21 protein-coding genes are annotated in these 22,140 nt (G+C 69.5%); 4 read left to right on the top strand and 17 right to left on the bottom strand.

The genetic code is table 11. From position 1 onward, the window contains the following. Positions 1–19 precede the first annotated feature (19 nt). Entirely contained in the window at positions 20–886 is an 867-nt protein-coding gene (locus tag VN779_RS21080) for an Fpg/Nei family DNA glycosylase (RefSeq protein ID WP_325726017.1), read from the bottom strand. Positions 887–1,013: 127 nt separating this feature from the next. Between VN779_RS21080 and VN779_RS21075 the strand changes: the two genes are divergently transcribed. Then, on the top strand, positions 1,014–1,820 hold the full coding sequence (locus VN779_RS21075; protein ID WP_325726014.1) for an alpha/beta fold hydrolase: 807 nt from the start codon (positions 1,014–1,016) through the stop codon (positions 1,818–1,820). Positions 1,821–1,926: 106 nt separating this feature from the next. Here VN779_RS21075 and VN779_RS21070 read toward each other — a convergent pair whose 3' ends face one another. From VN779_RS21070 to VN779_RS21045, 6 genes are all read right to left on the bottom strand, one after another. Beyond that, positions 1,927–2,985: a LacI family DNA-binding transcriptional regulator gene (locus VN779_RS21070; RefSeq protein WP_414639733.1), complete on the bottom strand. Its 1,059-nt coding sequence runs from the start codon at positions 2,983–2,985 to the stop codon at positions 1,927–1,929. Between the two features lie 361 nt (positions 2,986–3,346). Continuing rightward, positions 3,347–4,198 carry an isocitrate lyase/phosphoenolpyruvate mutase family protein gene (locus VN779_RS21065; RefSeq protein ID WP_325726010.1) on the bottom strand — a complete coding sequence of 284 codons (852 nt, stop codon included), beginning with the start codon at positions 4,196–4,198 and terminating at the stop codon, positions 3,347–3,349. A gap of 56 nt (positions 4,199–4,254) precedes the next feature. Then, on the bottom strand, positions 4,255–6,480 hold the full coding sequence (locus VN779_RS21060) for a 3-hydroxyacyl-CoA dehydrogenase NAD-binding domain-containing protein (protein ID WP_325726008.1): 2,226 nt from the start codon (positions 6,478–6,480) through the stop codon (positions 4,255–4,257). A gap of 1 nt (position 6,481) precedes the next feature. Beyond that, the gene (locus tag VN779_RS21055; protein ID WP_325726006.1) at positions 6,482–7,684 is read right to left on the bottom strand and encodes an acetyl-CoA C-acetyltransferase; all 1,203 of its coding nucleotides are present in this window, start codon (positions 7,682–7,684) and stop codon (positions 6,482–6,484) included. 76 nt (positions 7,685–7,760) lie between these two features. After that, a complete protein-coding gene (locus tag VN779_RS21050; RefSeq protein WP_325726004.1) occupies positions 7,761–8,579 on the bottom strand; it encodes a hypothetical protein in 819 nt (272 codons plus the stop codon). Positions 8,580–8,698: 119 nt separating this feature from the next. After that, complete coding sequence (locus VN779_RS21045; protein WP_325726002.1) at positions 8,699–9,766, bottom strand: AraC family transcriptional regulator; 1,068 nt, start codon at positions 9,764–9,766, stop codon at positions 8,699–8,701. Positions 9,767–9,827: 61 nt separating this feature from the next. Here VN779_RS21045 and VN779_RS21040 point away from each other — a divergent pair, with 61 nt between their 5' ends. Continuing rightward, positions 9,828–10,976 (top strand): CaiB/BaiF CoA-transferase family protein, encoded by a 1,149-nt coding sequence (locus tag VN779_RS21040; RefSeq protein ID WP_325726000.1) that lies wholly within the window; start codon positions 9,828–9,830, stop codon positions 10,974–10,976. Here VN779_RS21040 and VN779_RS21035 read toward each other — a convergent pair. The 9 genes from VN779_RS21035 to VN779_RS20995 form a co-directional block, all read right to left on the bottom strand. Further along, complete coding sequence (locus VN779_RS21035) at positions 10,916–11,119, bottom strand: SPOR domain-containing protein (RefSeq protein ID WP_325725998.1); 204 nt, start codon at positions 11,117–11,119, stop codon at positions 10,916–10,918. The genes VN779_RS21040 and VN779_RS21035 overlap by 61 nt on opposite strands. A 4-nt stretch (positions 11,120–11,123) precedes the next feature. Then, positions 11,124–11,795, bottom strand: a complete 672-nt coding sequence (locus VN779_RS21030) for a LysE family translocator (RefSeq protein ID WP_325725995.1) — start codon at positions 11,793–11,795, stop codon at positions 11,124–11,126. 58 nt (positions 11,796–11,853) lie between these two features. Then, positions 11,854–13,170: an AI-2E family transporter gene (locus VN779_RS21025; RefSeq protein ID WP_325725992.1), complete on the bottom strand. Its 1,317-nt coding sequence runs from the start codon at positions 13,168–13,170 to the stop codon at positions 11,854–11,856. Between the two features lie 258 nt (positions 13,171–13,428). Further along, positions 13,429–14,364, bottom strand: a complete 936-nt coding sequence (locus VN779_RS21020; protein ID WP_325725990.1) for an aldo/keto reductase — start codon at positions 14,362–14,364, stop codon at positions 13,429–13,431. Further along, a complete protein-coding gene (locus VN779_RS21015) occupies positions 14,361–14,816 on the bottom strand; it encodes a MerR family transcriptional regulator (RefSeq protein WP_325725988.1) in 456 nt (151 codons plus the stop codon). The genes VN779_RS21020 and VN779_RS21015 overlap by 4 nt, the downstream gene beginning before the upstream one ends. Positions 14,817–14,935: 119 nt before the next feature. Then, positions 14,936–15,409 carry a hypothetical protein gene (locus tag VN779_RS21010; protein ID WP_325725986.1) on the bottom strand — a complete coding sequence of 158 codons (474 nt, stop codon included), beginning with the start codon at positions 15,407–15,409 and terminating at the stop codon, positions 14,936–14,938. A gap of 107 nt (positions 15,410–15,516) precedes the next feature. After that, positions 15,517–16,101 carry a TetR family transcriptional regulator gene (locus VN779_RS21005; RefSeq protein WP_325725984.1) on the bottom strand — a complete coding sequence of 195 codons (585 nt, stop codon included), beginning with the start codon at positions 16,099–16,101 and terminating at the stop codon, positions 15,517–15,519. Positions 16,102–16,223: 122 nt separating this feature from the next. Then, positions 16,224–17,219, bottom strand: coding sequence for an aldo/keto reductase (locus tag VN779_RS21000; protein ID WP_325725982.1), 996 nt, complete (start codon positions 17,217–17,219; stop codon positions 16,224–16,226). A 229-nt stretch (positions 17,220–17,448) separates the two neighbouring features. Next, the gene (locus tag VN779_RS20995; protein ID WP_325725980.1) at positions 17,449–19,725 is read right to left on the bottom strand and encodes a DEAD/DEAH box helicase; all 2,277 of its coding nucleotides are present in this window, start codon (positions 19,723–19,725) and stop codon (positions 17,449–17,451) included. A gap of 552 nt (positions 19,726–20,277) precedes the next feature. Here VN779_RS20995 and VN779_RS20990 point away from each other — a divergent pair. Next, positions 20,278–20,970 (top strand): bifunctional DNA primase/polymerase, encoded by a 693-nt coding sequence (locus VN779_RS20990; RefSeq protein ID WP_325725978.1) that lies wholly within the window; start codon positions 20,278–20,280, stop codon positions 20,968–20,970. A gap of 61 nt (positions 20,971–21,031) precedes the next feature. Here the strand turns inward: VN779_RS20990 and map are convergent, their stop codons facing one another. Then, positions 21,032–21,880: a type I methionyl aminopeptidase gene (gene map / locus VN779_RS20985; protein WP_325725976.1), complete on the bottom strand. Its 849-nt coding sequence runs from the start codon at positions 21,878–21,880 to the stop codon at positions 21,032–21,034. Between the two features lie 74 nt (positions 21,881–21,954). Here map and VN779_RS20980 point away from each other — a divergent pair, with 74 nt between their 5' ends. Further along, complete coding sequence (locus tag VN779_RS20980; RefSeq protein ID WP_325725974.1) at positions 21,955–22,128, top strand: hypothetical protein; 174 nt, start codon at positions 21,955–21,957, stop codon at positions 22,126–22,128. Positions 22,129–22,140 lie beyond the last annotated feature (12 nt).

Below are 22,140 nucleotides of genomic sequence, written 5' to 3'. Positions count from 1 at the left end.
GGACTAGCGCCTCGACGGATCAGGTCCGAACGCCGAACTTCGACATCCGCCGGTCGGCCAGCGGGACCCCTCCCGTCTGGCAGGTCGGGCAGTACTGCAACGCGGAATCCGAGAAACTGACCTCGCGGATCGTGTCCCCGCACACGGGACAGGCCTCGCCGGTTCGCCGATGCACCCGCAGCCCGGTCTTCTTCTCCTCCTTGAGCGTCGCGGCACGCTGCCCGACCGAGCGCTCGACCGCGTCTGTCAGCACGCTGCGGATCGCGGCGTGCAGCGTCTCGACCTCCTCCTGCGTGAAGCTCGACGCCAGCTTGAACGGAGAGAACTTAGCCGTGTGCAGGATCTCGTCGCTGTACGCGTTGCCGATGCCCGCGATCGCGGTCTGGTCGGTCAGCAGACCCTTGATCTGCTTGCGCCGATCGGCCAGCAACTCGGCCAGCGCGGCGACGTCGAGTGCGGGATCGAGCGCGTCAGGACCCAGCCGCGCGATGCCCGGCACCTCCATCAGGTCCGGCACCACGTACACCGCCAGCCGCTTCTGCGTGCCGGCCTCGGTCAGGTCCCAGCCGCAGCCGCCGTCGAGATGCACCCGCAGCGCGAGTGGTCCTCGGCCGGGTTTCGCGGGTGCGGCAGGCATCTCGTCGCGCCACTGCAACCAGCCCCCGCGGGACAGATGGCAGGCGAGGTACATCTGGTCGAGCTTGACCGCCAGGAACTTGCCGCGCCGCTCGGCTCCGCGCACGGTCGTGCCGGTCAGCGAGGAGATCGGCGGGTCAAAGGTCTTGAGCGCGGAGAACGCGGCCACGTCGACGCGCTGGACCGCGAGCCCGCTCGCGCGCTCGGTCAGGAACGCGGCCAGCGCGGTGACTTCCGGAAGCTCAGGCACCCGTCCAGTCTGCGCGCCGCGCGCGACTCGGTCCACCCGGCGGGGAACAACCACTGCGGAAACAATCAAGGCGGAAACAATCAAGGCAGCGACAATCAGGAACGCGCACCAGATGATTGCGAGGACCATGAACCGCATACCGGAGCCGAAACAGCAAACGCTGGATTTGGGCGAAACAGCGCTCGCCTACGACGAGGCCGGCCAAGGCCGTCCCGTCGTCTACGCGCACGGCCTGAGTTCCTCCCGCGTGAACGAACCGATGTACACGCTGAACGATTGGTCGCCGATCGTCGCCTCGGGCCGTCGCCTGATCCGCTATGACGCGCGCGGCCACGGCGAATCCACCGGGCGTCCCGTATTCACCGACTACATCTGGTCGCATCTGGCCGGCGACTTGCTCGCCGTGCTCGATCGGGTGGCCGGTCCGGACCCGGTGGACGCGATGGGCGCGTCCATGGGCTGCGGCACCCTGCTCTACGCGGCGCTCGAACGGCCAGAGCGCTTCGGCAGCCTGGTGCTCCTCATCCCGCCGACCGCGTGGGACACCAGAGTCCAGCTGGCTGAGGCGAATCGAGCGATCGCCGACGTGGTCGAGAGCCGGGGACTGGAGTTCTTCCTCGAGGTGACCAAGGACGTGCCGCCGCCTCCGGTGCATGCCGAAAGCCCCACACCGCTGCCGCCACCCTCGATCTGCGAGCGGCTTTATCCCCACATCATGCGCGGCTCGGCGGCGTCAGACCTACCGGACCCTGAGATCCTGCGCACCCTGACGCACCCGACGCTGATCCTCACCTGGGCAGGCGACCCAGGGCATCCGGTCTCGACCGCTGAAACGCTCCGCAAGCTGCTGCCGAACTCCCGGCTGCACATCTCGCCGGACTACTCGGACGTGCTCACCTGGGGCAAGCGAGCCGCGGCGTTTCTAGGTGACTGAGTACTCAAGCCGAATCCGCACCGCTGACTGAGCGCACTGCCGAAGAGCTCAGTGACGCAGCAATTTCGTTCGAAAGTTTCTGCAACGTGTTCGAACGCAATCCTGTTCACGCCCCCGGAGGCGGCGCTGTGCTGCTGCGCTCCACAAGCCGTGTGGCCAGATCCGCCCGCAGCGCGTTCGGCCGCTTGCCCCGGCTCAGGTCGATCACCAGGCGCGCCGCCGCCTCGGCCATCTCGGTCAGCGGCTGGCGCACCGTGGTCAGCGGCGGCCCTATCCACCGGGTGATCGGCAGATCGTCGAAGCCGACGACGCTCAGGTCGCGCGGGATGACCAGGCCCAGCTCGCGCGCCGCCTCATACAAGCCGAGCGCTTGCAGGTCATTGCCGGTGAAGATGGCGGTCGGCCGCTCGCGCATCCGCAGCAGCTCGAGGCCGAGCGAGTAGCCGGACTCGTGGTGGAAGTCGCCCTCCCGGATCAGCTGCGGGTCGATCGGCAGTCCGGCGGTGTCCATGGCGGCGCGATAGCCGTCGATCCTGGCCCGGCTGCACATCATCCGGCCGGGGCCGCCGATCACGCCGATGCGCTGGTGACCGAGTTCGATCAGGTGCCGGGTCGCCGCCAACCCGCCGTGCCAGTTGGTCGCGCCGACCGACGGTACGTCCTCGCCGGGGTCGCCCGCCGGGTCCATCACCACGAACGGGATGTCGCGGCTGGTCAGCTGGGCGCGCTGGCCGGGGTCCAGATTGCTGAGCACCAGGATCACGCCGGTCGGCCGCCGCGCCAGCACCCCGTCGACCCAGGTCTGGCCGGGACTCAGGCGTCCGGCTGATTCGGAGAGCACCACATGCAGGCCGGTGTCGCGGGCCACGTTCTCCACCCCGCGGATGACCTCCATCGCCCACGGGCTCTCCAACTCGTGGAAGACCAGGTCCAGCAACGCCGAGGGCTGTCCGCTGCCGCGCCGGCGGCTGTAACCGTGTTGGCGAAGCAGCTCCTCCACGCGCACCCGCGTGGACGGCGCGACGTCGGCGCGTCCGTTGAGCACTTTCGAAACTGTCGGAGTCGAGACTCCCGCCGCGCGGGCGATCTCCGCGAGGGTCGCCGCACCGTCGCCGGATGGTCCCCCCTGCTGGGACGTGACCTCTGCTGGGCTCATGGCAGGCATGGTAACGCCAATGCACCCGAGCGGAACCGCCCGCCCCGCAACGCGAGCCCCGCGCGCGCCTCTTGTGGCACACCGTGATTCAGCGATAACATTCGAGCGAGATTCCGAAATGTTCGAAAACTTGATGGAATTTCGCCTAGCAGAACCCACTGTGCCCGAGTGGAGGCCACGATCCGCACATCGAGAGCCTCAACGGCCTTCGGACCGCACCGTACCGCGGTCCCCGCCGACCGGGCCTGGTCGGTTGGTGCGCTGCAGCCGCACTCTGCAGCGCACCAACCGGCCGGCTGTCCGCGGTCCGGCTTTCCGCTGATCGGCCCACGCCCCGCGTCGTGTGCACGACGCCCGCGCTGACCTGCTCTTAGCTCTCGCGCACGCTCTGCGCGATGAGGTCGTTGAGCGTCGCGTAACCCAGCGGTTCGCTGATCGTCTCGTACGTCCCCGCCGTGAAAGCTTCACGGGCCGCCCGCCGTACGAGCCCGTAGGCGGCCGAGGCGATCGACGAGCCGAGGCTGATCCGCGCGACGCCGAGCGCGGCGAGTTCCGGGATCGGGGGAGCGCCGGGGCCGGTCAGCACGTTGAGCGGGGCGTCGATGCCGTCCACGAGGGCTGAGACGGTCTTCGGATCGACGACTCCGGGCACGAACACGCCGCTCGCTCCCGCCGCCACGTACGCCGCCGCGCGCGCCAGCGTCGCGTCCAGTCGGGCATCCTCGTCGCCCACAGACAGCAGGTACGTGTCGAGGCGGGCATTGATGAACAGCCGCACGCCAGCCGACTCGGCCGCCGCTCGCGCCGCCGCGATCCGCTCCGCCTGCTGCTCGACGGCACGCAGCGAGCCGCCGTCGCTCGGCCCGTGAAGCGCGTCCTCGATGTTGACGCCCACGGCGCCCGCCGCCAGCACGCCGCGGATCGTCTCGGCGACATCCGCGGGCGTCGCGCCGAATCCCTCCTCGATATCGGCGGTCACTGGTACGTGCAACGCCTGCGCGACTCGAGCGATCAGCGCCAGCGCGCTCGCGCGGTCGAGCCGGTCGCCGTCCGGGGCACCCAAGCTCCACGCCACCCCGGCGCTGGTCGTCGCGACCGCCTTCGCGCCCGCGTCCTGCACCACACACGCGCTGGCCACGTCCCAGGCGTTCGCCAGGATCACCGGCTCGCCGCGCCGGTGCAGCGCCTGGAACTGCTCTGCCTTGTCGTTGATCGTCGTCATGCCGGCAGTCCATCAGCCAGGCGCTGCGCCGTCCACCCGAAATCGATCGCGGCCGGTTAGAACGCCTCGTGGCGCGCGGCCTTCTCGCGCAGCAGTCGCGGCGGACGGAACCGCTCGCCGTACAGGTCGGCCAGGTAGTCGGCGCGCGCGGTGAACTCCTCGACGCCGTACGCGTTGACGAACTGGGCCGTGCCGCCGGTCCACACCGGGAAACCGATACCGAAGATCGAGCCCAGATTCGCGTCCCGGATGGAGGTGAGCACGTTCTCTTCCAGGCAGCGGATGGTCTCCAGCGACTGGATGAACAACAGCCGGTCGCGCAGGTCCTGCTCGCTCACCCCGCCGCCGTCCGGCCGGCCGTAGCGCTCAGCCAGGCCGGGCCACAGCCGCTTCGGTCCGTCCGCCGGATAGTCGTAGAACCCTGCGCCACCGGCCTTGCCCGGCCGATCGAGGTCGCGAACGAGCTCCTCGATGATCCGGAACGCCGGGTCGTTCTCCAGCTCCTTGATCCTGGCCGTCGCCTCAGCGCTCTGTGCGGCCTCAGCCAGGTCGGCGAGAGTCTGGTCGCGCACCTTGAGCGAGAGGCTGAGGCTCACCTCGTCGTGCACGGCCAGCGGGCCGACCGGCAGGCCGGCCTTCTTCGCCACGTTCTCGATCAGCGCGGGGTGCACGCCCTCCGCCAGCAGCCTGACGCCTTCGCTGATATACGTGCCGAACGTGCGCGAGGTGTAGAAGCCGCGTGAGTCGTTGACCACGATCGGGGTCTTGCCGATCTGCAGCACGTAGTCGTACGCGCGCGCCAGCGTCGCGTCCGAGGTCTTCGCGCCGCGGATGATCTCGACCAGCTTCATCTTCGGCACCGGCGAGAAGAAATGCAGTCCGATGAAGCGGCCCTGGTCCGGCACCGCCTCGGCCAAGCCGGTGATCGGCAGCGTGGAGGTGTTCGACGCGATCACCGCGTCCGGGCGCGCCGCGGCCTCGGCAGCCGCGTTGACCTCGTTCTTCACCGAGCGCTTCTCGAATACGGCCTCGATGACCAGATCGCAGCCGTCGAGGTCGGCGTAGTCGGTGGTGGTCGTGATGCGCGAGAGCACGGCGTCGCGCTGCTCCTCGGTCAGCCGGCCCCTGGCGACCTGCGCGTCGAGCTGCTTCGCGACCGTCGCCTTACCCTTGTCGGCGGCCTCGGCGCTGACGTCCTTGAGCACGACCTCGATGCCGGCGACGGCGGTGACCTGCGCGATGCCCGCGCCCATCATTCCGGCGCCGAGGACGGCCACCTTCGCCGTGCGCTGCTTCTCGTGGCCGGACGGCCGAGAGCCGCCGGTCTTGATCTCGTTCAGCTGGAAGAAGAACGTGCCGATCAGGTTCTTGGCGATCTGCCCGGTGGCCAGCTCGGTGAAGTACCGGCCCTCGACCTCGAGCGCGGTGTCGAAGTCGAGCAGCGCGCCCTCGACGATCACGGCCAGCGCCTTCTCCGGCGCGGGCATCGTGCCGTGCGTCTCCTTGCGCAAAGCCCCGCTCGCCGCGGCCAGCAGACTGTAAGAGTTCGGATCCATCGGCTTGAGATCCTTGACCCCGACGGCTCCGGGCTTGGCGTCCCACGGCTGCTTGGCATCCGGGTTGGCCCGCACCCAGGCGCGGGCCTTGGCGAGCAGGTCGTCGAGGTCTGACGCGAGCTCGTCGGCCCATCCCGCCTTCAGCGCCGCCGCAGGACGCAGCTGCTTGCCCTCGGCGATCAGCGGAAGCGCCGCCTGAACACCCATCAGGCGCACGGTCCGCACCACGCCGCCGGCGCCCGGGATCAGCCCGAGCGTGACCTCCGGAAAGCCCAGCCGCACGTCGTCGCGGTCCAGCACCACGCGGTGGTGGCAGGCCAGCGCGATCTCGAGGCCGCCGCCGAGCGCGCTGCCGTTGACGGCCGCTACGACCGGGCGGCCGAGCCGTTCCAGTCGCCGCTGCAGCGACTTCACCAGCTCGACCTCGCGCGCGAACGCCGCGGCGTCCGCCTTCGTGATCTGCACCAGCTCGCGCAGGTCGGCCCCCGCGAAGAAGGTCTTCTTCGCCGAGGTGACGATCACACCGCGAATAGAGTCGCGCTCCGCCTCCAGCCGTTGCACGGCCGCGCCGAAGTCCGCGCGGAACCCGGCGCCCATCACGTTGACCGGGCCATCCTGATCGATCGTCAGGGTGACGATGTCCTCGTCGTCGCGCGAGTAGCGGATGCCCGCTCCGCCCTGCCGCGCACTGCCAGGCTCAGTGTTGCCCGCGTTGTTCTCAGTCACGTCACACCCGCTCGATGATCGTCGCCACGCCCATGCCGCCGCCGACGCACAGCGTCGCCAGCCCCCGCCGCAGGTCGCGGCGCTCCAGCTCGTCAAGCAAAGTGCCCAGGATGATCGCCCCGGTCGCGCCGAGCGGATGCCCGAGCGCGATCGCGCCGCCGTTCACGTTGACCCGGTCCTCGTCCACGCCGAGATCCCGGCAGAACTTCATCACCACCGCGGCGAACGCCTCGTTCACCTCGAACAGATCGATGTCGTCCACCGAGAGACCGGCCCGGTCCAGCGCCTTGCGCGCGGACGGAGCAGGGCCGGTGAGCATGATCGTCGGCTCGGTGCCGACCGACGCGGTCGCCACGATCCGGGCCCGCGGCTTGAGGCCGAGCCGCCGCCCCGCCTCGCGGCTGCCGATCAGCACCGCCGCCGCGCCGTCCACGATCTGCGAGGAGTTTCCCGCGTGGTGCACATGGTCGATCCGCTCGACCTGCGGGTAGCGGTCGATCGCCACCGAGTCGAAGCCGAACTCCCCGGGCACGGTGAAGGAGGGCTTGAGCGCCCCGAGACCGGCCAGCGTCGTCTCCGGCCGGATCGTCTCGTCCGCCGCGAGCAGCACCTGGCCGTTCTGGTCCACGACCGGGACGATGGAGCGCTCGAAGTAGCCCTTGTCCTTCGCGTTCGCGGCCTTCTCCTGGCTGCGCACCGCGAAGCCGTCCACGTCCGCGCGGCCGAAGCCCTCCAGCGTCGCGATCAGGTCGGCCGAGACGCCCTGGGGCACGAAGCTCACCGCGAAAGCGGTCTGCGGATCGGCCATCCAGGCGCCGCCGTCCGAACCGATCGGCACCCGCGACATGGACTCGACGCCGCCGGCGACGACCACGTCCTCGAACCCGGAGGCGACCTTCGCGGCGGCCATGTTGACCGCTTCGAGGCCGGACGCGCAGAACCGGTTGAGCTGTACGCCCGCCACGCTCTGGTCCCAGCCGGCCGCCAGCACCGCGATGCGCGCGATGTCGGAGCCCTGCTCGCCGACCGGGGACACGACGCCGAACACGACGTCGTCGACAGCCGAGGTGTCCAGGCGGGTTCGGTCGGCCAGCGCTCGCAGCAGGCCCGAGGCGAGGGACACCGGCTTCACACTGTGCAGCGACCCGCGCTTGCCTTTGCCGCGCGGCGTGCGTACCGCATCGAAGATCAGTGCATCGGTCATACCTGCCACGGTAGGCGTGGTGGCCTACAAAAACGCATGACCCAGCCGCTCAGTGTTCCTGACCGCAGCCAGTCCTTTAGGCATCGACGCTCTCGACGGATTCGGCCGTCTGCACGTCCCGGTGGCTGATCGCCAGGTAGGCGACGAAGCCGAGGATCGCGATCGTCCACGCCACGGTCACCGGTCCGAGGCCCATGTTCAGCCCGCCACGTGCCTTCGATACCGCCATCCAGTCCGCGAACGAGGCGCCGAGCGGCCTGGTCACGATGTAGGCGAACCAGAACGCGGACACCGCGCCGAGGGTGCGGCTGCGGTGCAGGATCGCCGGGACCGCGATGATCACGGCGAACATCACGCCGGAGGAGAAGTAGCCGAGGCCGAGCGTCGTGGCGGTCAGGTCGCCGGCCGCGGTGCCCAGCGCGAAGGTCGCCATGACGGTCAGCCAGTAGAACGCCTCACGTCGCGGCGTGTAGATGCTGTGGATGGACAGCGTCTTCTCGCTCGCGTTCCAGAGCGCGAAGACGGCCATGAGGACGACGAAGTAGAACGCCGTGGACACGCCGTAAGGGATGCCGAGGCCGACGTGCAGCACGTCTGCTGCCATCGTGCCGAACACGCTGACCATCGCCACCGCGGTCCAGTAGATCGAGGCCCGGTAGTGCGGCGCGCGGAACTGGAGCCAGAGCACCCCGGCGAGCACCAGGCCGGAGAGGCCGACCGCGACGACCGGGCCGAGCGCGTGCGAGAGGAAATCCGAGGCTGCCTCGCCCATTCCGGTGGTCAGCACCTTCGTGATCCAGAAATAGAGGGTCACCTCCGGCACCTTGCTGAGCGCGTGGCGCGTGTGGGCGGCGGTCGCACGGTGCCCGGTGGGCTGAAGCTGGCCAGTCGTCACGCAGAAGATGATGCCGGACGGGATCGAGCGGTTCCCAACCGCCCCCCGGCGCGATCCAGTGCGGCCGCGCGTCAGGATTCGAGGGGTACCGCGGGTGCGCCGGCATCGGGTCGCCCGTCTTAATATGACCCCTGATATGACCCCTGATAAGTCCTTGGCGTCGCCCCGGTCCAGCGGCGGAAGGCGCGGTGGAACGCACTCGGCTCGGAGAAGCCAAGCCGTTCGGACAGCTCCTCGATCGAGGCGTCGCCGCGCACGAGTGCGGAGACCGCCACATCGCGACGCAGCTGATCGCGCACGCGCTGAAAGCTGGTCTGCTCGGCGGCCAGCTTGCGGCGCAGCGTCTGCGGACTGATCGCCAGCCGCGCCGCGACCTGCTCCGGGCCCGGCAGCACGGCCGGTTCGCCAAGCGCCTGGTTCAGCAGCCTCCTGACTTGAGCGGAGACCTCCTGTCCGTAGTCCATCCGGGCCAGAATGTCCCAGGGCGCGCGGCGCAGGAACGCCCGAAGCGCTGCCTCGTCCTGCACGACCGGCTGGTCCAGAAGCGTACGGTCGAAGCTGACCGCGGTGACCGGGGCGTCGAACCGGCAGGTCGTGCCGTACAGCAGGCCGTACTCGATCGCGTGCGGCGGCGCGGGGTACCCGAGTTCCACCTCGCGCAACCCGATCCGGCGGCGGATCAGCCACGAGGCCGAACGGTGCCACACGATCAGCAGCGATTCCGCCGCAAACCGGTCCGGGTCGTCGTAGTCGGACAAGTCGAACTCGACGCGGGCGACCGCGTCGCTCTCGATCAGCGAGAAGCGCGGCCCGGCCGGGAACAACCGGTAGAACCGGTCCGCGCGGCGCACTGCGGTGCGCAGATCAGGGCTGCAATGCACAACGGCATGCGCCATCATCGCGAACGTGCCGACCCGCAGCGACCCAGCGCACAGCCCGAGCAGTTCGTCGTCGAGCGTGGCCCACAACGCCTTGGTCAGCGCGACGAACTGTGCGGCAGGCACCCGGCCACGTTCGTCGGCCAGCACCTCGGGCTCGATCCCGGCGTGCCGGAGCAGCGGCCCGACGTCCACGCCCCGCCGCCGCGCTCCGACCAAGGCTGCGCGAACGTGATGCGCGGCGGCCCATCGGGTGAACCCCATCGGCTCCTGGGCGCCGGTCTCCGGCGCAGGGTGTCCACCGCTCACAGTTCGCATCGTACGTAACCGGCACCGATCGCTGCCTTAGGTGCGCCTCTAAGCTCGCATCATGACCTCTGGCCCGACAGGTCCGCTGGCCGGGATCCGCGTCCTCGAGTTCGCATCCCTCGCACCGGCCCCCTTCGCCTGCACACTGCTCGCGGATTTCGGTGCCGACGTCCTGCGGATCACGAACCCGGCCGATCGCGGACTGACCGCCGAGCCGCATCCCGGCGACCCGCTCGATCGCGGCCGGTGCGTCGCGGCGCTCGACCTCAAGGACCCAGGCGACATTCAGACCGCGCTCGACTTGGCCACACACGCAGATGTTCTGGTGGAAGGCTTCCGCCCCGGCGTGATGGAGCGCCTCGGCCTCGGCCCGGAGGACTGCCTTGAGCGCAATCCCCGGCTGATTTACGCGCGGATGACCGGTTGGGGACAGGACGGCCCGCTGGCGGCGCGCGCCGGACACGACATCAACTACCTGGCGATCGCCGGGGCACTCGAACCGCTCGGGCCGTTCGACGGCCCGCCGTCGCCGCCGCTCAACTATGTCGCGGACTTCGGCGGTGGAGGAATGCTGCTCGCGGTCGGAGTGCTCGCCGCGCTGGTCGAGCGCGAGCGATCGGGCCGTGGACAAGTCGTGGACACGGCGATGACGGACGGCGCGGCGATGCTCAGCGGCATCGTGCATGGCTTGCGGGCGCGTGGCCTGTGGCGCGAGCGGCGGGGAGAGAACCTGCTCGATGGATCAGCGCCCTTCTACACGACCTATGCGTGCTCGGATGGCCGGTTCGTCGCGGTCGGCGCGATCGAGCCGCAGTTCTACGCGCAGCTGCTGGCCGGCCTGGAGTTGGCCGACCGGATCGATCCGGCCCGACAGCACGATCGCGCGACGTGGGACGAGACGCGACAGCTCTTGACGCGGGCCTTCGCCTCGCGGCCGCGCGACGATTGGGCCGAGGTATTCGGCGAATCAGACGCTTGCGTCACGCCGGTATTGACCCCGTGGGAGGCGTCCGGACATCCGCACAACGCGGCGCGCGGCACGTTCACCAGCGTCGCCGGACACGTTCAACCCGCTCCCGCGCCGCGCTTTTCCAGGACGCCGGCTGCGAACCCGCCACCCCCACCCCGCCGCATCGCAGACCTCGATGATTACTGGCCCGCCCCAAGCCCGGCTGACACCGACTGCTCCGGATCGCCCTCGACCCAGTAGAGCTGCTTGTGGCCGCCGGTTTCGAGCCGTGCGATCGCCTGCTGAGCCTCATCGCGCGTCGCGTGACGGCCGACGAGGTATTGGTTGCCGTTGTCGTCCTGACGCATGACGCGCCACGGCAGCTGCGCAGCTGACTCGGTCACGCGGTCAGTCCTTGCGGCCGGTCACGGCGATCCCGACGCCGAGCCCCACCATCGCCAGACCGCCCGCGCCGCCGACCATCGCGAGCCGGCGCGGCGAGCGGGCGAACCAGTCGCGCGCGGTCCCGGCGGCAAGCCCCCAACTGCTGTCGCAGACCAGTGCCATGGTCGAGAACATCGTCGCGAACAGGAGCATCTGCAGCGGCACATCGCCACGCGCCCGGTCCACGAACTGCGGCAGGATCGCGCCGAAGAACACCGCGGCCTTAGGGTTCGTCAGCCCGACCAGCACTCCTTGCCGAGCCGCGCGCAAACCGGTGACCGGCCGAGCCGACGGGGCGCCCGCGCCCTCGACGGTTTCCTCGCCCTCCTGCAAACTCGCGCCGAGCGCGTGCCGGTGCCGGAACGCTTTGACGCCGAGGACCACCAAATACGCCGCGCCGGCCAGCTTCAGCGCCATATAGACGACCGCCGACCGCTCGACCAGCGTGCCGAGCCCGAGCGAGACCAAAATCGCCTGCATGTACGCGCCGAAGGTTCCACCGGCCGCCGTCGAGACCGCCGCTCGCCTGCCGTACGCGAGCGCGCGGCCGACCACGAACAGCACCTGCGGGCCGGGAGCCAAGATGATGATGATCGCCGTTACCAGGAACGGCAGGATTCGGTCGGCTGCTATCACGCCGCCATGCTAAGACCGAGCCGCCGCCGCGCCACCGTGATTTTTCTGAGCTCGGGTGTCAGGGTTCGTCCGGCGCCGTGACATCGACGTCCGCATCCGCTTCCGGGCTGGTACGCAACTCCCGCACTATCGACCACGCGATCGACACCAGCGGCACCGCCACCACCGCGCCGACCAAGCCCGCGGCCACCGTGCCCGCGATCACGGAGACCGCGACCACCACCGGATGCAGCCGCACCGCCCAGCCCATCACCAGCGGTTGCAGCACGTGCCCCTCGATCTGGCCGAACACCACGATCAGCACCAGCACGATGATCGCGGTCACCACGCCGCGCCCGGCCAGCGCCACCACCGTGGCCACCGCCATCGCTACCGGCGAGCCGACCAGCGGGACGAACGAGGCGAAGAACTCCAGCAGCGTCAGTGGCAGCGCGAGCGGCACCTTCAGCAGATACAGGGAGATCCCGACCATCACCGCGTTGGTCGCCGCGACGATGATCACACCGCGCGTGTATCCGGAGAAGGTGGTCCACGCCGCGCGCCCGGCCCGGTCCCAGGTGCTCCCCGACTCGCCCGGCAGCTGCACCGTGAACCAGCGCCACATCTGCTCGCCGGAGTTCGTGAAGAAGATCGAGCAGAAGACCGCCAGCGCCAGCACGGTGAGAATCTCCACCGCGCGGCTGGCGCCGCTGAGCGCCTGGTTGATCAGCGTCGAGCGGTGGCTGGAGATGAACGAGGTGATCTTGCCCTGGAGCCCGGTCAGAGCGGAGGGGTTGACGTGGAACGGCGCCCCTTCCAGCCAGCGCTCGATCCGGTCGAGGCCGCCGCTGAACTCGTGGCTCAGGCTGCTGCTCTCGTCCGCGACCGTCGTGCCGACCAGCGTGAAGATCCCGCCGATCACCGCGAGGCTGCCGACCATCGACACCAGCACCGACAGCGAGCGCGGCAGCCAGCGCGAGGTGATGTTGACCGAGGGCCGCAGCAGCGCGGTGAACACCAAGGAGAGGAAGACCGCGATACCGACCACTTCGAACCGCAGCAGCAGCAGGTAGGCGACGTAGACCGCCGCTCCGACCACCAGGATGCGCCACGAGTACGCCGCCGCCAGCCGCAGCCGCAGATTGACCAGCGCGTCCGCGTTGTTCTCCGCGAGCGCCCGCTGCCTGGCCATGTTCCGCGTCCCGGCGAGCGCGCCGGTCGAGCGGGACTTGGCCGCCGCGGTACCGGAGACCCGGCCGTTGGAGCCGGACGCGGTGCCTTTCGATGAGGTGGAGCGCGCCGGGGAAGCTGAAGCCGCGGTGCTTTTCGCCGGACCGGGGGAGTCGGTCGATTCTGAGCCGCCGCCACGGCGCGGGCGAAGAGGCCGGCTATTCACCTGGGCACCGCCACATTCCCCACTCGCCTCGCCCGCTCGAACCGCCCCGACTGTTTCAAAGCATGTATCCGGACCGGCCCTGTTCAAACCGCGCGCCAGCCGGGCCGGCAGGCCGGCGCCAGGCGATTATCAGAGACCGTGTTCGTCAGCCAACCTGACTGATCTTCCTGGCCACCGCCTGTCGGCCGCGTTGTCGGCCGCCGTCTAGCAACCGACGACTAACCGACGTGTCCGAATTACTGGCCGATCGCCGACCGATTACCAACCCACCGCATTGCCGGCGATCTCCTCCGCGAACAGCTTGCGCAGCCCTGCGAGCACGTCTTCGGGCAGGTCGCCGTCCGCGGCCCGCAGGCTCGTCTCCAGCTGCGCGATGCTCTTCGTGCCGGGGATCACTGTCGAGACACCCGAGTTCGCGAGCACGAACCCCAGCGCCGTCCGCACCGGCGTCCAGCCTTCCGGCACCAACTCCAGGAACCGCGCGGTCAGCGCTGCGCGCCGCTGCAAATCCTGCGGCGTCCATCGCGCCCGCACATCGGAGAATACCGACGTCGCGTCATACTTCCCGGCCAGCCAACCCGACTCGAGCGCCACCTTCACGACGCTGCCGACCCCAGCGGATCCGGCACGCTCGATCGCTTCCCACGGCTCCTGATGGAAGACGGACAGGTACACCTCCAGCGCCTTGCTGTTCGTGCTCTCGAGAACCGTGTCGATCTCATCTGGCCAGTCCAGCGATGCGCCATACGCGCGAATCAGCCCCTCCTGCTTGAGATCTTCAAGCAGCCCATAGTGCGGTACCAGGCGGCCGTCGTACATCTCCCGTGGCGGGCTGTGAATCAGCAGGATGTCGATCACATCAGTCTGCAACTGCCGCAAGCTGCGCTCGACCGAGCCGCGCAGCGATTCCGGCGCGAAGTCCGGACCCTCCGGCGTGTGCCCGAACTTGGTGCACACCACCACCTCGTCCCGATGACCGCGCAGCCCGCGGCCGAGCAACTCGCCGCTGCGTCCGCCGGCGTAGTTCGGTGCCGTGTCGAAGAAGGTCACCCCGCCGTCCAGCGCCGCGCCGATGATGGCCAGCGACTCGCGCTCGTCCGGGCCGTTCCAGTCCTTCGCGTTCCCCAGCTGCCAGGCGCCGAGCCCGATCTCACTGACCGTCAGACCTGTCGCGCCGAACTCCCGATACCTCATGCCCGTCGTCCTTCCTCGCTCGATTCCCCGGCTTGCTGCCCGTCTTGACCTGTGCTGCCCTGATCCGGGCCCTGGCCGTCGCGCAGCGCGAGGACGCCCTCGTAGTACTCGATCTTGTGGCGGATCGCCGCCAGCTTTGTGCGCAGGACCTCGATCTCCGCCTCAACCCGCTGGCCGTGCGCGGCGAGCAGATCCACCCGCTCAGGCACCGTGTGCTCGCCGTCGCGGCACAGCTCGGCGAATTCGCGCATCCGCTCGATCGGCATGCCGGTGTCGCGCAGACAGGAAACGAAGTCCAGCCAGCCGACGTCCTCGTCCCGGTACATCCGCCGGCCGCCGACTGATCGCTCCACCGGCTCGATAAGGCCGAGCCGCTCGTAGTAACGCAAGGTGTCGACGCTGAATCCGGTGCGCGCCGAGACCTCGCCGACTGAATAGGTCGTCGTGCTCATGCACAGCAGTCTGCGACCTGGAGCGGACTCCAGGTCAAGCAGACTACTGAACGCAATCGCGCGCTTACGTAAGGGCTAGGTGGGCCCGTCGCCGGTGCCCTAACCCGCAGCCTGCGCCGTTAACCGACTCCGGGACGCGGAAATGCCTCCGCCGCGACCAGCCCGTCACGAACCGCCTCGCGCTGTACCGCGTGGATGGTGCGGCCGTGCAGATCGGATATCCGTTGCCAGCCGAAGCCCGAGCCGACCTCATCCGCCAACTGCGAGCGCTCATCTGTCGACCAGCGCGTGTGCGAGTTCGGGTACTGCTTGCGCCGGGACCGCAGCCATTCGCCGAAAGTAGGCCGGTCCACGAACCAGGTAAGCGCGCTGAAATAGCGGCGGTCCAGCCGGAAGACCACCTCATCGGCGCACAGGAAGACCAGGTTGTCCTCGTCCACCGCCACCCGGTCGGCGCGCAGCACCAGCTCGCCTTCGGTCAGTGATACTCCGCGCGGACCGTTCGTCTCCTGGGGCGCGGTCAACCGCACCCGCACCCAGCCCGCCTTCTTCGCCGCGGCCCGTCCGCCGTCCTCGAAGCCCTTGTCGGTCACGGAATTACCTCTCCCCGATGGTTCCGTCGCTGACCTCTGATACCTACCCGCCGGGGCTTCGAACAAACGTTCCTAACGGCGAAGAAAGTGCTGCTGGCCTGCGGAAATCAACGTACGGAGAGGCCCGAGAGCAACAGCGCCCAGACTGCCTCGAAGGTCGGCCGGTCTGATTCGGCGAGCCACTCGGCCGCGTGCGCGGGGTGGTGGAACCGACTGGTCGCGGCCCATACCGCGTTAGCCACCCGCACCGGATCGCCGGGCGCGAACTCGCCGCGGTCCATACCGTCCGCGACGATCCGCGCGACCAGCGCGTTCAGCTCGCCGACGTGCGCGACGACCACCGCCCGCGCGCTCGCGGAGACCAGCCCGTACGCGGCGAACAAGTCCGGGTCGCTGCGCGCCTTCTCCTGCTTGAACGTCATCAAGGTGTCCAGCAGCCGCCGCAGTCGCTGCGTAGCCGGCCCATCCTCCGCGGCGATCGCCGCCAGCGGCGGGTTGATGCGGGAGAGCCAGCGCCCGAGCACCGCGTCCAGCAGGTCGGCCTTCGACGCGAAATGCCGGTACACGGTGCCGTGGCTCACGCCCAATGCCCGCGCGACATCCACCACGGTCGTCTTGCCGGCGCCGAACCGCCGCAGCGTGTCTTCTGCCGCGTCCAGCACCCGATCCCGGGTCAACGTCTCCGCCGCCATCGCGCGGGCCTCCTTCCCGCCCCGCCGCCGACCCTGAGATCGCGGCCGAGCCATTCTGTCCTGACTGCCCTGCGACTATTCCTGACTGCCCTACGACTGTCCTGCGCGGTCGCCCGCCGCGCTCACTTCTCGCTGTCGAGCATGCTCATCTGCGCCGCAGCGTACCGGTCGCCACTCGCCGCACCTGCCGGGACCGCGGCCTCGATCGCGGCGAGGTCGGCCGGCGTCAACTGAACGTCCAGCGCGCCGAGGGCCTCGGTCAGCCGCTCGCGCCGCCGCGCCCCGACCAGCGGCACGATCAGCTCGTCCTGCGCCGCGACCCAGGCGATCGCCAGCTGAGCCACGGACGCGCCCTTGTCCTGCGCGACCTTGCGCAGCGCCTCGACCAGATCGAGGTTCCGATCCAGGTTGCCGCCCTGAAAGCGCGGGGAGTGCGCGCGGAAGTCGGTCGGGTCAGTGGAGCGCGCGTTGGTCCAGTGCCCGGACAGCAGGCCGCGGGAGAGCACTCCGTACGCGGTGATCCCGATGCCGAGCTCGCGCGCGGTCGGCAGGATCTCGGCCTCGATGCCGCGAGAGAAGAGCGAGTATTCGATCTGCAGATCGGCGACCGGGTGCACGGCGTGCGCGCGCCGAATCGTGTCGGCGCCCACCTCGGAGAGCCCGACGTGGCGCACGTACCCGGCGTCGATCATTTCCTTGATCGCGCCGACCGTATCCTCGATCGGAACATTCGGGTCGAGCCGCGCCGGACGGTACACGTCGATGTAGTCGGTGCCGAGCCGGCGCAGCGAGTAGGAAAGCCACGTCTTCACGGCGCTCGGGCGGGCGTCGTAACCGAGCCACGTGCCGTCCGGCGCGCGCTGAGCGCCGAACTTCACGCTGATCAGGAAGTCTTCGCGGTTGCGGCCGCGCACTGCCTCGCGCAGCAGCAGCTCGTTGTCGCCCATGCCGTAGAAGTCGCCGGTGTCGAGCAGCGTTACCCCGGCGTCGAGGGCGGCGTGAACGGTGGCGATCGACTCGGCGTCGTCGGCTGCGCCGTACAGCGCGGACATTCCCATCATGCCGAGACCGAGTTCGGAGGACTGCGGGCCGGCGGTTCCCAGCTGGCGCTTGTTCATGTCATCACTCCGCTTCCGGGACGCGCCCCTGCGCGTCCTGCACTGACACCGTACAGCTATCGCCTGACAGATTTCAATATCTGTCAGTCGTGCGATCTGGAGTCGCCCCAAAGACGCGAGAGCCCCGCAACCCGAAGGTTGCGGGGCTCTCGGTCGATTCAATCGGCCGGCTTGGTGCTATGCCGGCCGGCCATGGGCCATGCTCTTGGCCGGTCAGGCCATTAGCGCCTCAGTTTGAGGGCCGCCGAGCCGCACGATCGCGGTCCTGGCCCGGACGCCCGCCGAACGGACGCCGGTCGCCCTGCTGGCCGGGCCGGTCATCCCGCTGGAAGCGGTCAGCGCCACGGTTGCGGTCGAAGCCGCCGCGCTCGTCGCGCCCGCGGTCCCGGAAGTCACGACTGCCGGAGCGAGACCCCTCGAAGCCGCGGCCTTCCGAACCGCGGTTCTCGAAGCCGCGCTTTTCAAAATCGCGCTTCTCGAACTGCGGGCCCCGCTCGCCGCGCTCGGCCGAGCTGCGTCCGGCGAAGCCACGCCCCTCCGAGCCACGCGCCTCGGTCCCTCGCGCCTGCGAACCACGATTCTCGAAACCGCGGCTTTCGAAGCCGCGCCGCTGTCCGTCGCCGAAGTTGCGCTTCTGGTCCCCGCCGGTGAACCCGCGGTCGCGCCGCTCGAACGAGTCATCGCGCCGCTCGACGCGGCCGGCCTGCTCGCCGTCCCGCCGCTCGAAGCGCCGGCCCTGGAAGCCGCCGGCGTCGCTACGGCTGTTGTCGCCGTCCCGGCGGAAGTCACGCCGCTCGAAGCCGCCGCGCTCGCCGTCCCGGCCGTGGAAACCACCGCGGTCGTTGTCGCGCCGGAACGGAGCGCTGCCGCGCGAGTCAGCGCGCTCGGTCCGCTCGCCACGCTCGAACCGGTCACGACCGAAGCTGCCGCGGTCACGCTCGCCGCCGCGCGCGTCCCGGTCCGGCCGGTCGAAGCCGCGGTTAGGCCGCTCGAACCGGTCAGTGCGGTTGTACCGGTCGCGCCCGAACCGGTCGTCCCGGCCGCCGCGTCCATCCCGGCCATCGCGCGGCCGCGAGGAGCGCTCGCGCACCGGCATCGTGAACACCGGCACGTCGCCCGGCTCCGGCACCTCGCGGGCGCCGGTCAGGTTCGCCATGGCGGTCCCGGCCTTCTCCCACCTGCCGCCGGTGCCGATCGGGGCCGCGTCCAGCTCCTCAGCGGTCACACCGGCGTCATTCATCAGCCGCTGCGCCTGCTTGCGCTGCTTCGGCAGGATCAGCGACGCGACCACGCCGGCCTGTCCGGCCCGCGCGGTGCGCCCGGCCCGGTGCAGGTAGTCCTTCGAGTCGCGCGGCGGGTCGAGGTGCACCACCAGGTCGATCCCGTCCACGTGGATGCCGCGCGCGGCGACGTCCGTGGCAATCAGGACCGGGGTGCGGCCCTCCTTGAAGTCTTCCAGCGTCTTGGTGCGCGCCACCTGCGTCATGCCGCCGTGCAGCCCCGCCGCCGGCAGGCCCCGCTCGCGCATCTGCTCGGTGACCCGGTCGACCGCCATCTGCGTACGCACGAAGAAGAGCGAACGCGCGTCACCGTTGGCGGCCTCGGCGGCGTGCCGCCCGGCGATCTGCGCCGCGACCTTCGCCTTGTGCTGCGGGCTGACCATCAGCAGGTGGTGGCTCATCGTGGAGACCGCACCGGCGTGCGGGTCAACCTCGTGCAGTGCCGGATCGTTCATGTACTTCTTGACGATCTCGTCGACCGCGCCGTCCAGCGTGGCCGAGAAAAGCAGCCGCTGGCCGCCCGGCGCCACCTGGTCCATCAGCTCGCAGACATGCGGCAGGAAGCCCATGTCACACATCTGATCGGCCTCGTCGAGGATGGCGATGTCGACCTCGCCGAGCTCGCATTCGCCTTGCTCGATGAGGTCGGATAGCCGACCGGGCGTAGCAACCAGCAGTTCGACGCCGTACCGCAGATTGTCGATCTGCTTACGCATCGGCGCTCCGCCGTAGACGGAGCGGACGCGAAGTCGCATGGCCCTGGCATACGGGCGCAGCGATTCCTCAACCTGCATCGCCAGCTCGCGCGTCGGCACCAGAACCAGCGCCAGCGGCTTGCGCGGCTTGGCGCGCAGCCCTTCGAGGCGGGTCAGCGTCGGCAGGCCGAAGGCCAGCGTCTTGCCGGAGCCGGTGCGGCCACGGCCCATCACATCGCGGCCGACCAGCGCGTCGGGAATGGTCGCGGCCTGGATCGGGAAGGCGGTGGCGACACCGGCCTCTTTCAGCACTTCGAGCAGCGGCTTCGGCAGGTCGAGCGACGCGAAGGTCACTTCGGTGCCGGTGTCGAGCGGCTGCGCGGCTTCAGGTGCCGCGCTCTCAGTTGCCGCAGTCTCGGTCTGTGCGGCGTCAATCTGCGCGGTCTCGGTCTCCGAAGCCGCGATCTCAATCTCAGTGTTCGACGCGTCAACGGACGCGGCGGCGGTCGTCGTGGTGTTGTCCACGGACATGCTGGTACAGACCTCCTGGTCAAACGGCACGTGCCAAGGAGGCTTCAGGGAGCGCCGAACGCGCGCCGCCGAGCCAATCACAAGTACGGGCCCTATATCGGGGCAATGCCGCGCCTGTGTTGGCCTGAGATCCATTGTCGGCCGCTAGTTCGCGGCCTGCGATCGTAAGCCGGAGGGCTTTCCCTCCGTGCTGGGCGGTTCGGATTCGCGCCGCGGTGGCGGCGATCCGGACGCCGAAAAGCGCGCGGGCATCACATGAGTACCCGTCCAGTGTAGCGGGACACCGCGACGACGACGAAACCGGCAGGCCAGTGCGGAAGTTGCCACGAGAAAACGACCGGCCGCACCGGGCCGGTCGCCCGCGAACGCAGCCGTTCGGCCGCGCGATCGGCTCGGCCTTAGTAGGCTTGGAACGCATAGGGGACGTACATACCTCCGGGAATCGACCGAGTGGCCGGTATCCGACCGCGCCGCATCGTTCGTTGACCAGGGTGGTTCGTTCATCCGGTGGTTCGTTGATCCGGAGTGCGGCGGGAAGGAGGCGGTCGAGGGATGGCAGCGACAGGCGCCGAAAGGACGGTGTCCCGCGGCCGGATTCCCGGCATGCGCCGCAAACGCGAGGAACCGGACCTGGTCGCCGACTTCGTCACCCGAGGCTTCGCCGTGGTCCCCGCCGCCGCCCCGCTCGGCCCCGGCTGCTCCTGTAGCCGCGTCGGCTGTCCCAATCCCGGGGCGCACCCGCTCTCCTACGGCTGGCAGACCGAGGCAAGCGCCGATCCGGCCCAGCTCCACCGCTGGCGCTCGCGGCTGCCGGACGTGAACTTCGCAAGTCCTACGGGGCGTACCCACGATGTGCTCGACGTGCCGATCTCAGCCGGCCGCATCGCCTTTCGCACGCTGACCTCCGCCGCCGCTGCGCTCGGACCCGTAGCCGTCTCGGCCGAGGGCGACCGCTGCCTGTTCTTCACAACCGCCCGGCCTGGCGGGGAAGACGAGCGCGCCACGGACGAATGGTGGCGCTGCGACCTCGACGCCGCGCCCGAGACCGAGGAAGGCAGCCCGGGTCTGCGCTGGCACACCCGCGGCTCTTATGTACTCGTTCCGCCGGCCCGCGCGCTCAACGGCGGGCGGGCCCGCTGGATCCACGCCCTCGAGGCCCCGCTGCCCGATCCGCTACGCCTGCTCGGCGCTCTCGCCGACGCCTGCGAATCCGTTGCGGCAACGACCGAAACCATGGAGTGGTGACGGTCGCGGCACCGTTCCCGGCGCTGGATGCGCAGCACTAAATTCGCGACCCAGAGCCAGTTCAGGCCACGGTGAGCAGTTCCGCGCCCTGGTCGGTGACTACCATCGTGTGCTCGAACTGAGCGGTCAGCTTCCCGTCCGCGGTCACCGCGGTCCAGTTGTCGTCCCACATCCGGTGCTCGATCGTGCCGAGCGTCAACATCGGCTCGATCGTGAAGGTCATCCCCGGTTCCAGCAGCCGCGTCGCGCGCGCGTCGTCGTAGTGCGGAATGATCAGACCGCTATGGAACGAGGTCGCGATCCCGTGGCCGGTGAAGACGCGCACCACGCCGTACCCGAACCGCTTCGCGTACGACTCGATGACCCGGCCGATCACGTTGATCTGCCGCCCAGGCCGCACCGCCTTGATCGCCCGGTCCAGCGCCTCGCGCGTCCGCTCGACCAGCAGGTGCGCCTCCTCGGACACCTCGCCGACCTCGAACGTCGCGTTCGTGTCGCCGTGCACCCCGTTGATGAAAGCGGTGATGTCGACGTTGACGATGTCGCCGTCGTTCAGCACCGTCGAGTCCGGGATGCCGTGGCAGATCACCTCGTTGATGGAGGTGCACAGCGACTTCGGGTAACCCTTGTAGCCCAACGTCGACGGGTAGGCCCCGTGGTCGCACAGGAACTCGTGCCCGATACGGTCCAGCTCGTCCGTCGTGACACCCGGCTTGGCCGCCCTGCCGACCTCGGCCAATGCCTGCGCCGCGATCCGCCCCGCGATGCGCATCTTCTCGATCGTCTCCGCGGACTGCACGTCAGAACCGTGGTATGGCTTGGGCCGCGGCTTGCCGACGTATTCCGGGCGGGCGATGTCGGACGGGACGGACCGATTCGGGGAGAGCGTTCCGGGCACAAGGGGAGCCATGCGCATGAGTCTAAGACTTCGATGCAGGGCAGTACTCCTTTGCCTGTTGCGCTATGGCCGGTGAAGGGATGGATATGAGCGACGAGGGATCGCAGTTCTTCTACTGCATCAAGCACCACACGGTCGAAGGACCAGTCGGCTGCCGGGCCCAGGACCGGCTCGGCCCGTATGCCACGCGTGAGGAGGCTGAACAGGCCCTGGAGAAGGTTAAGGAACGCAATGCCGCGTGGGGTGACGACCGCGCCTAGCTCGACTGCCGA

It is taken from the genome of Actinocrinis sp. (assembly GCF_035605935.1).
Classification (GTDB): Bacteria; Actinomycetota; Actinomycetes; order Streptomycetales; family Catenulisporaceae; genus Actinocrinis.
This window is presented reverse-complemented; position numbering and strand designations above follow the sequence as displayed.

Excerpts from the sequence above, each read along its gene's own strand:
- VN779_RS21040 (WP_325726000.1), top strand. The coding sequence starts at position 9,828 with ATGACCTCTGGCCCGACAGGTCCGCTGGCCGGGATCCGCGTCCTCGAG.
- VN779_RS21000 (WP_325725982.1), bottom strand. The coding sequence starts at position 17,219 with ATGAACAAGCGCCAGCTGGGAACCGCCGGCCCGCAGTCCTCCGAACTC.
- VN779_RS20980 (WP_325725974.1), top strand. The coding sequence starts at position 21,955 with ATGAGCGACGAGGGATCGCAGTTCTTCTACTGCATCAAGCACCACACG.
- VN779_RS21015 (WP_325725988.1), bottom strand. The coding sequence starts at position 14,816 with ATGAGCACGACGACCTATTCAGTCGGCGAGGTCTCGGCGCGCACCGGA.
- map (WP_325725976.1), bottom strand. The coding sequence starts at position 21,880 with ATGGCTCCCCTTGTGCCCGGAACGCTCTCCCCGAATCGGTCCGTCCCG.
- VN779_RS21075 (WP_325726014.1), top strand. The coding sequence starts at position 1,014 with ATGAACCGCATACCGGAGCCGAAACAGCAAACGCTGGATTTGGGCGAA.
- VN779_RS21070 (WP_414639733.1), bottom strand. The coding sequence starts at position 2,985 with ATGCCTGCCATGAGCCCAGCAGAGGTCACGTCCCAGCAGGGGGGACCA.
- VN779_RS21065 (WP_325726010.1), bottom strand. The coding sequence starts at position 4,198 with ATGACGACGATCAACGACAAGGCAGAGCAGTTCCAGGCGCTGCACCGG.
- VN779_RS21020 (WP_325725990.1), bottom strand. The coding sequence starts at position 14,364 with ATGAGGTATCGGGAGTTCGGCGCGACAGGTCTGACGGTCAGTGAGATC.
- VN779_RS21055 (WP_325726006.1), bottom strand. The coding sequence starts at position 7,684 with ATGACCGATGCACTGATCTTCGATGCGGTACGCACGCCGCGCGGCAAA.
- VN779_RS20990 (WP_325725978.1), top strand. The coding sequence starts at position 20,278 with ATGGCAGCGACAGGCGCCGAAAGGACGGTGTCCCGCGGCCGGATTCCC.
- VN779_RS21005 (WP_325725984.1), bottom strand. The coding sequence starts at position 16,101 with ATGGCGGCGGAGACGTTGACCCGGGATCGGGTGCTGGACGCGGCAGAA.
- VN779_RS20995 (WP_325725980.1), bottom strand. The coding sequence starts at position 19,725 with ATGTCCGTGGACAACACCACGACGACCGCCGCCGCGTCCGTTGACGCG.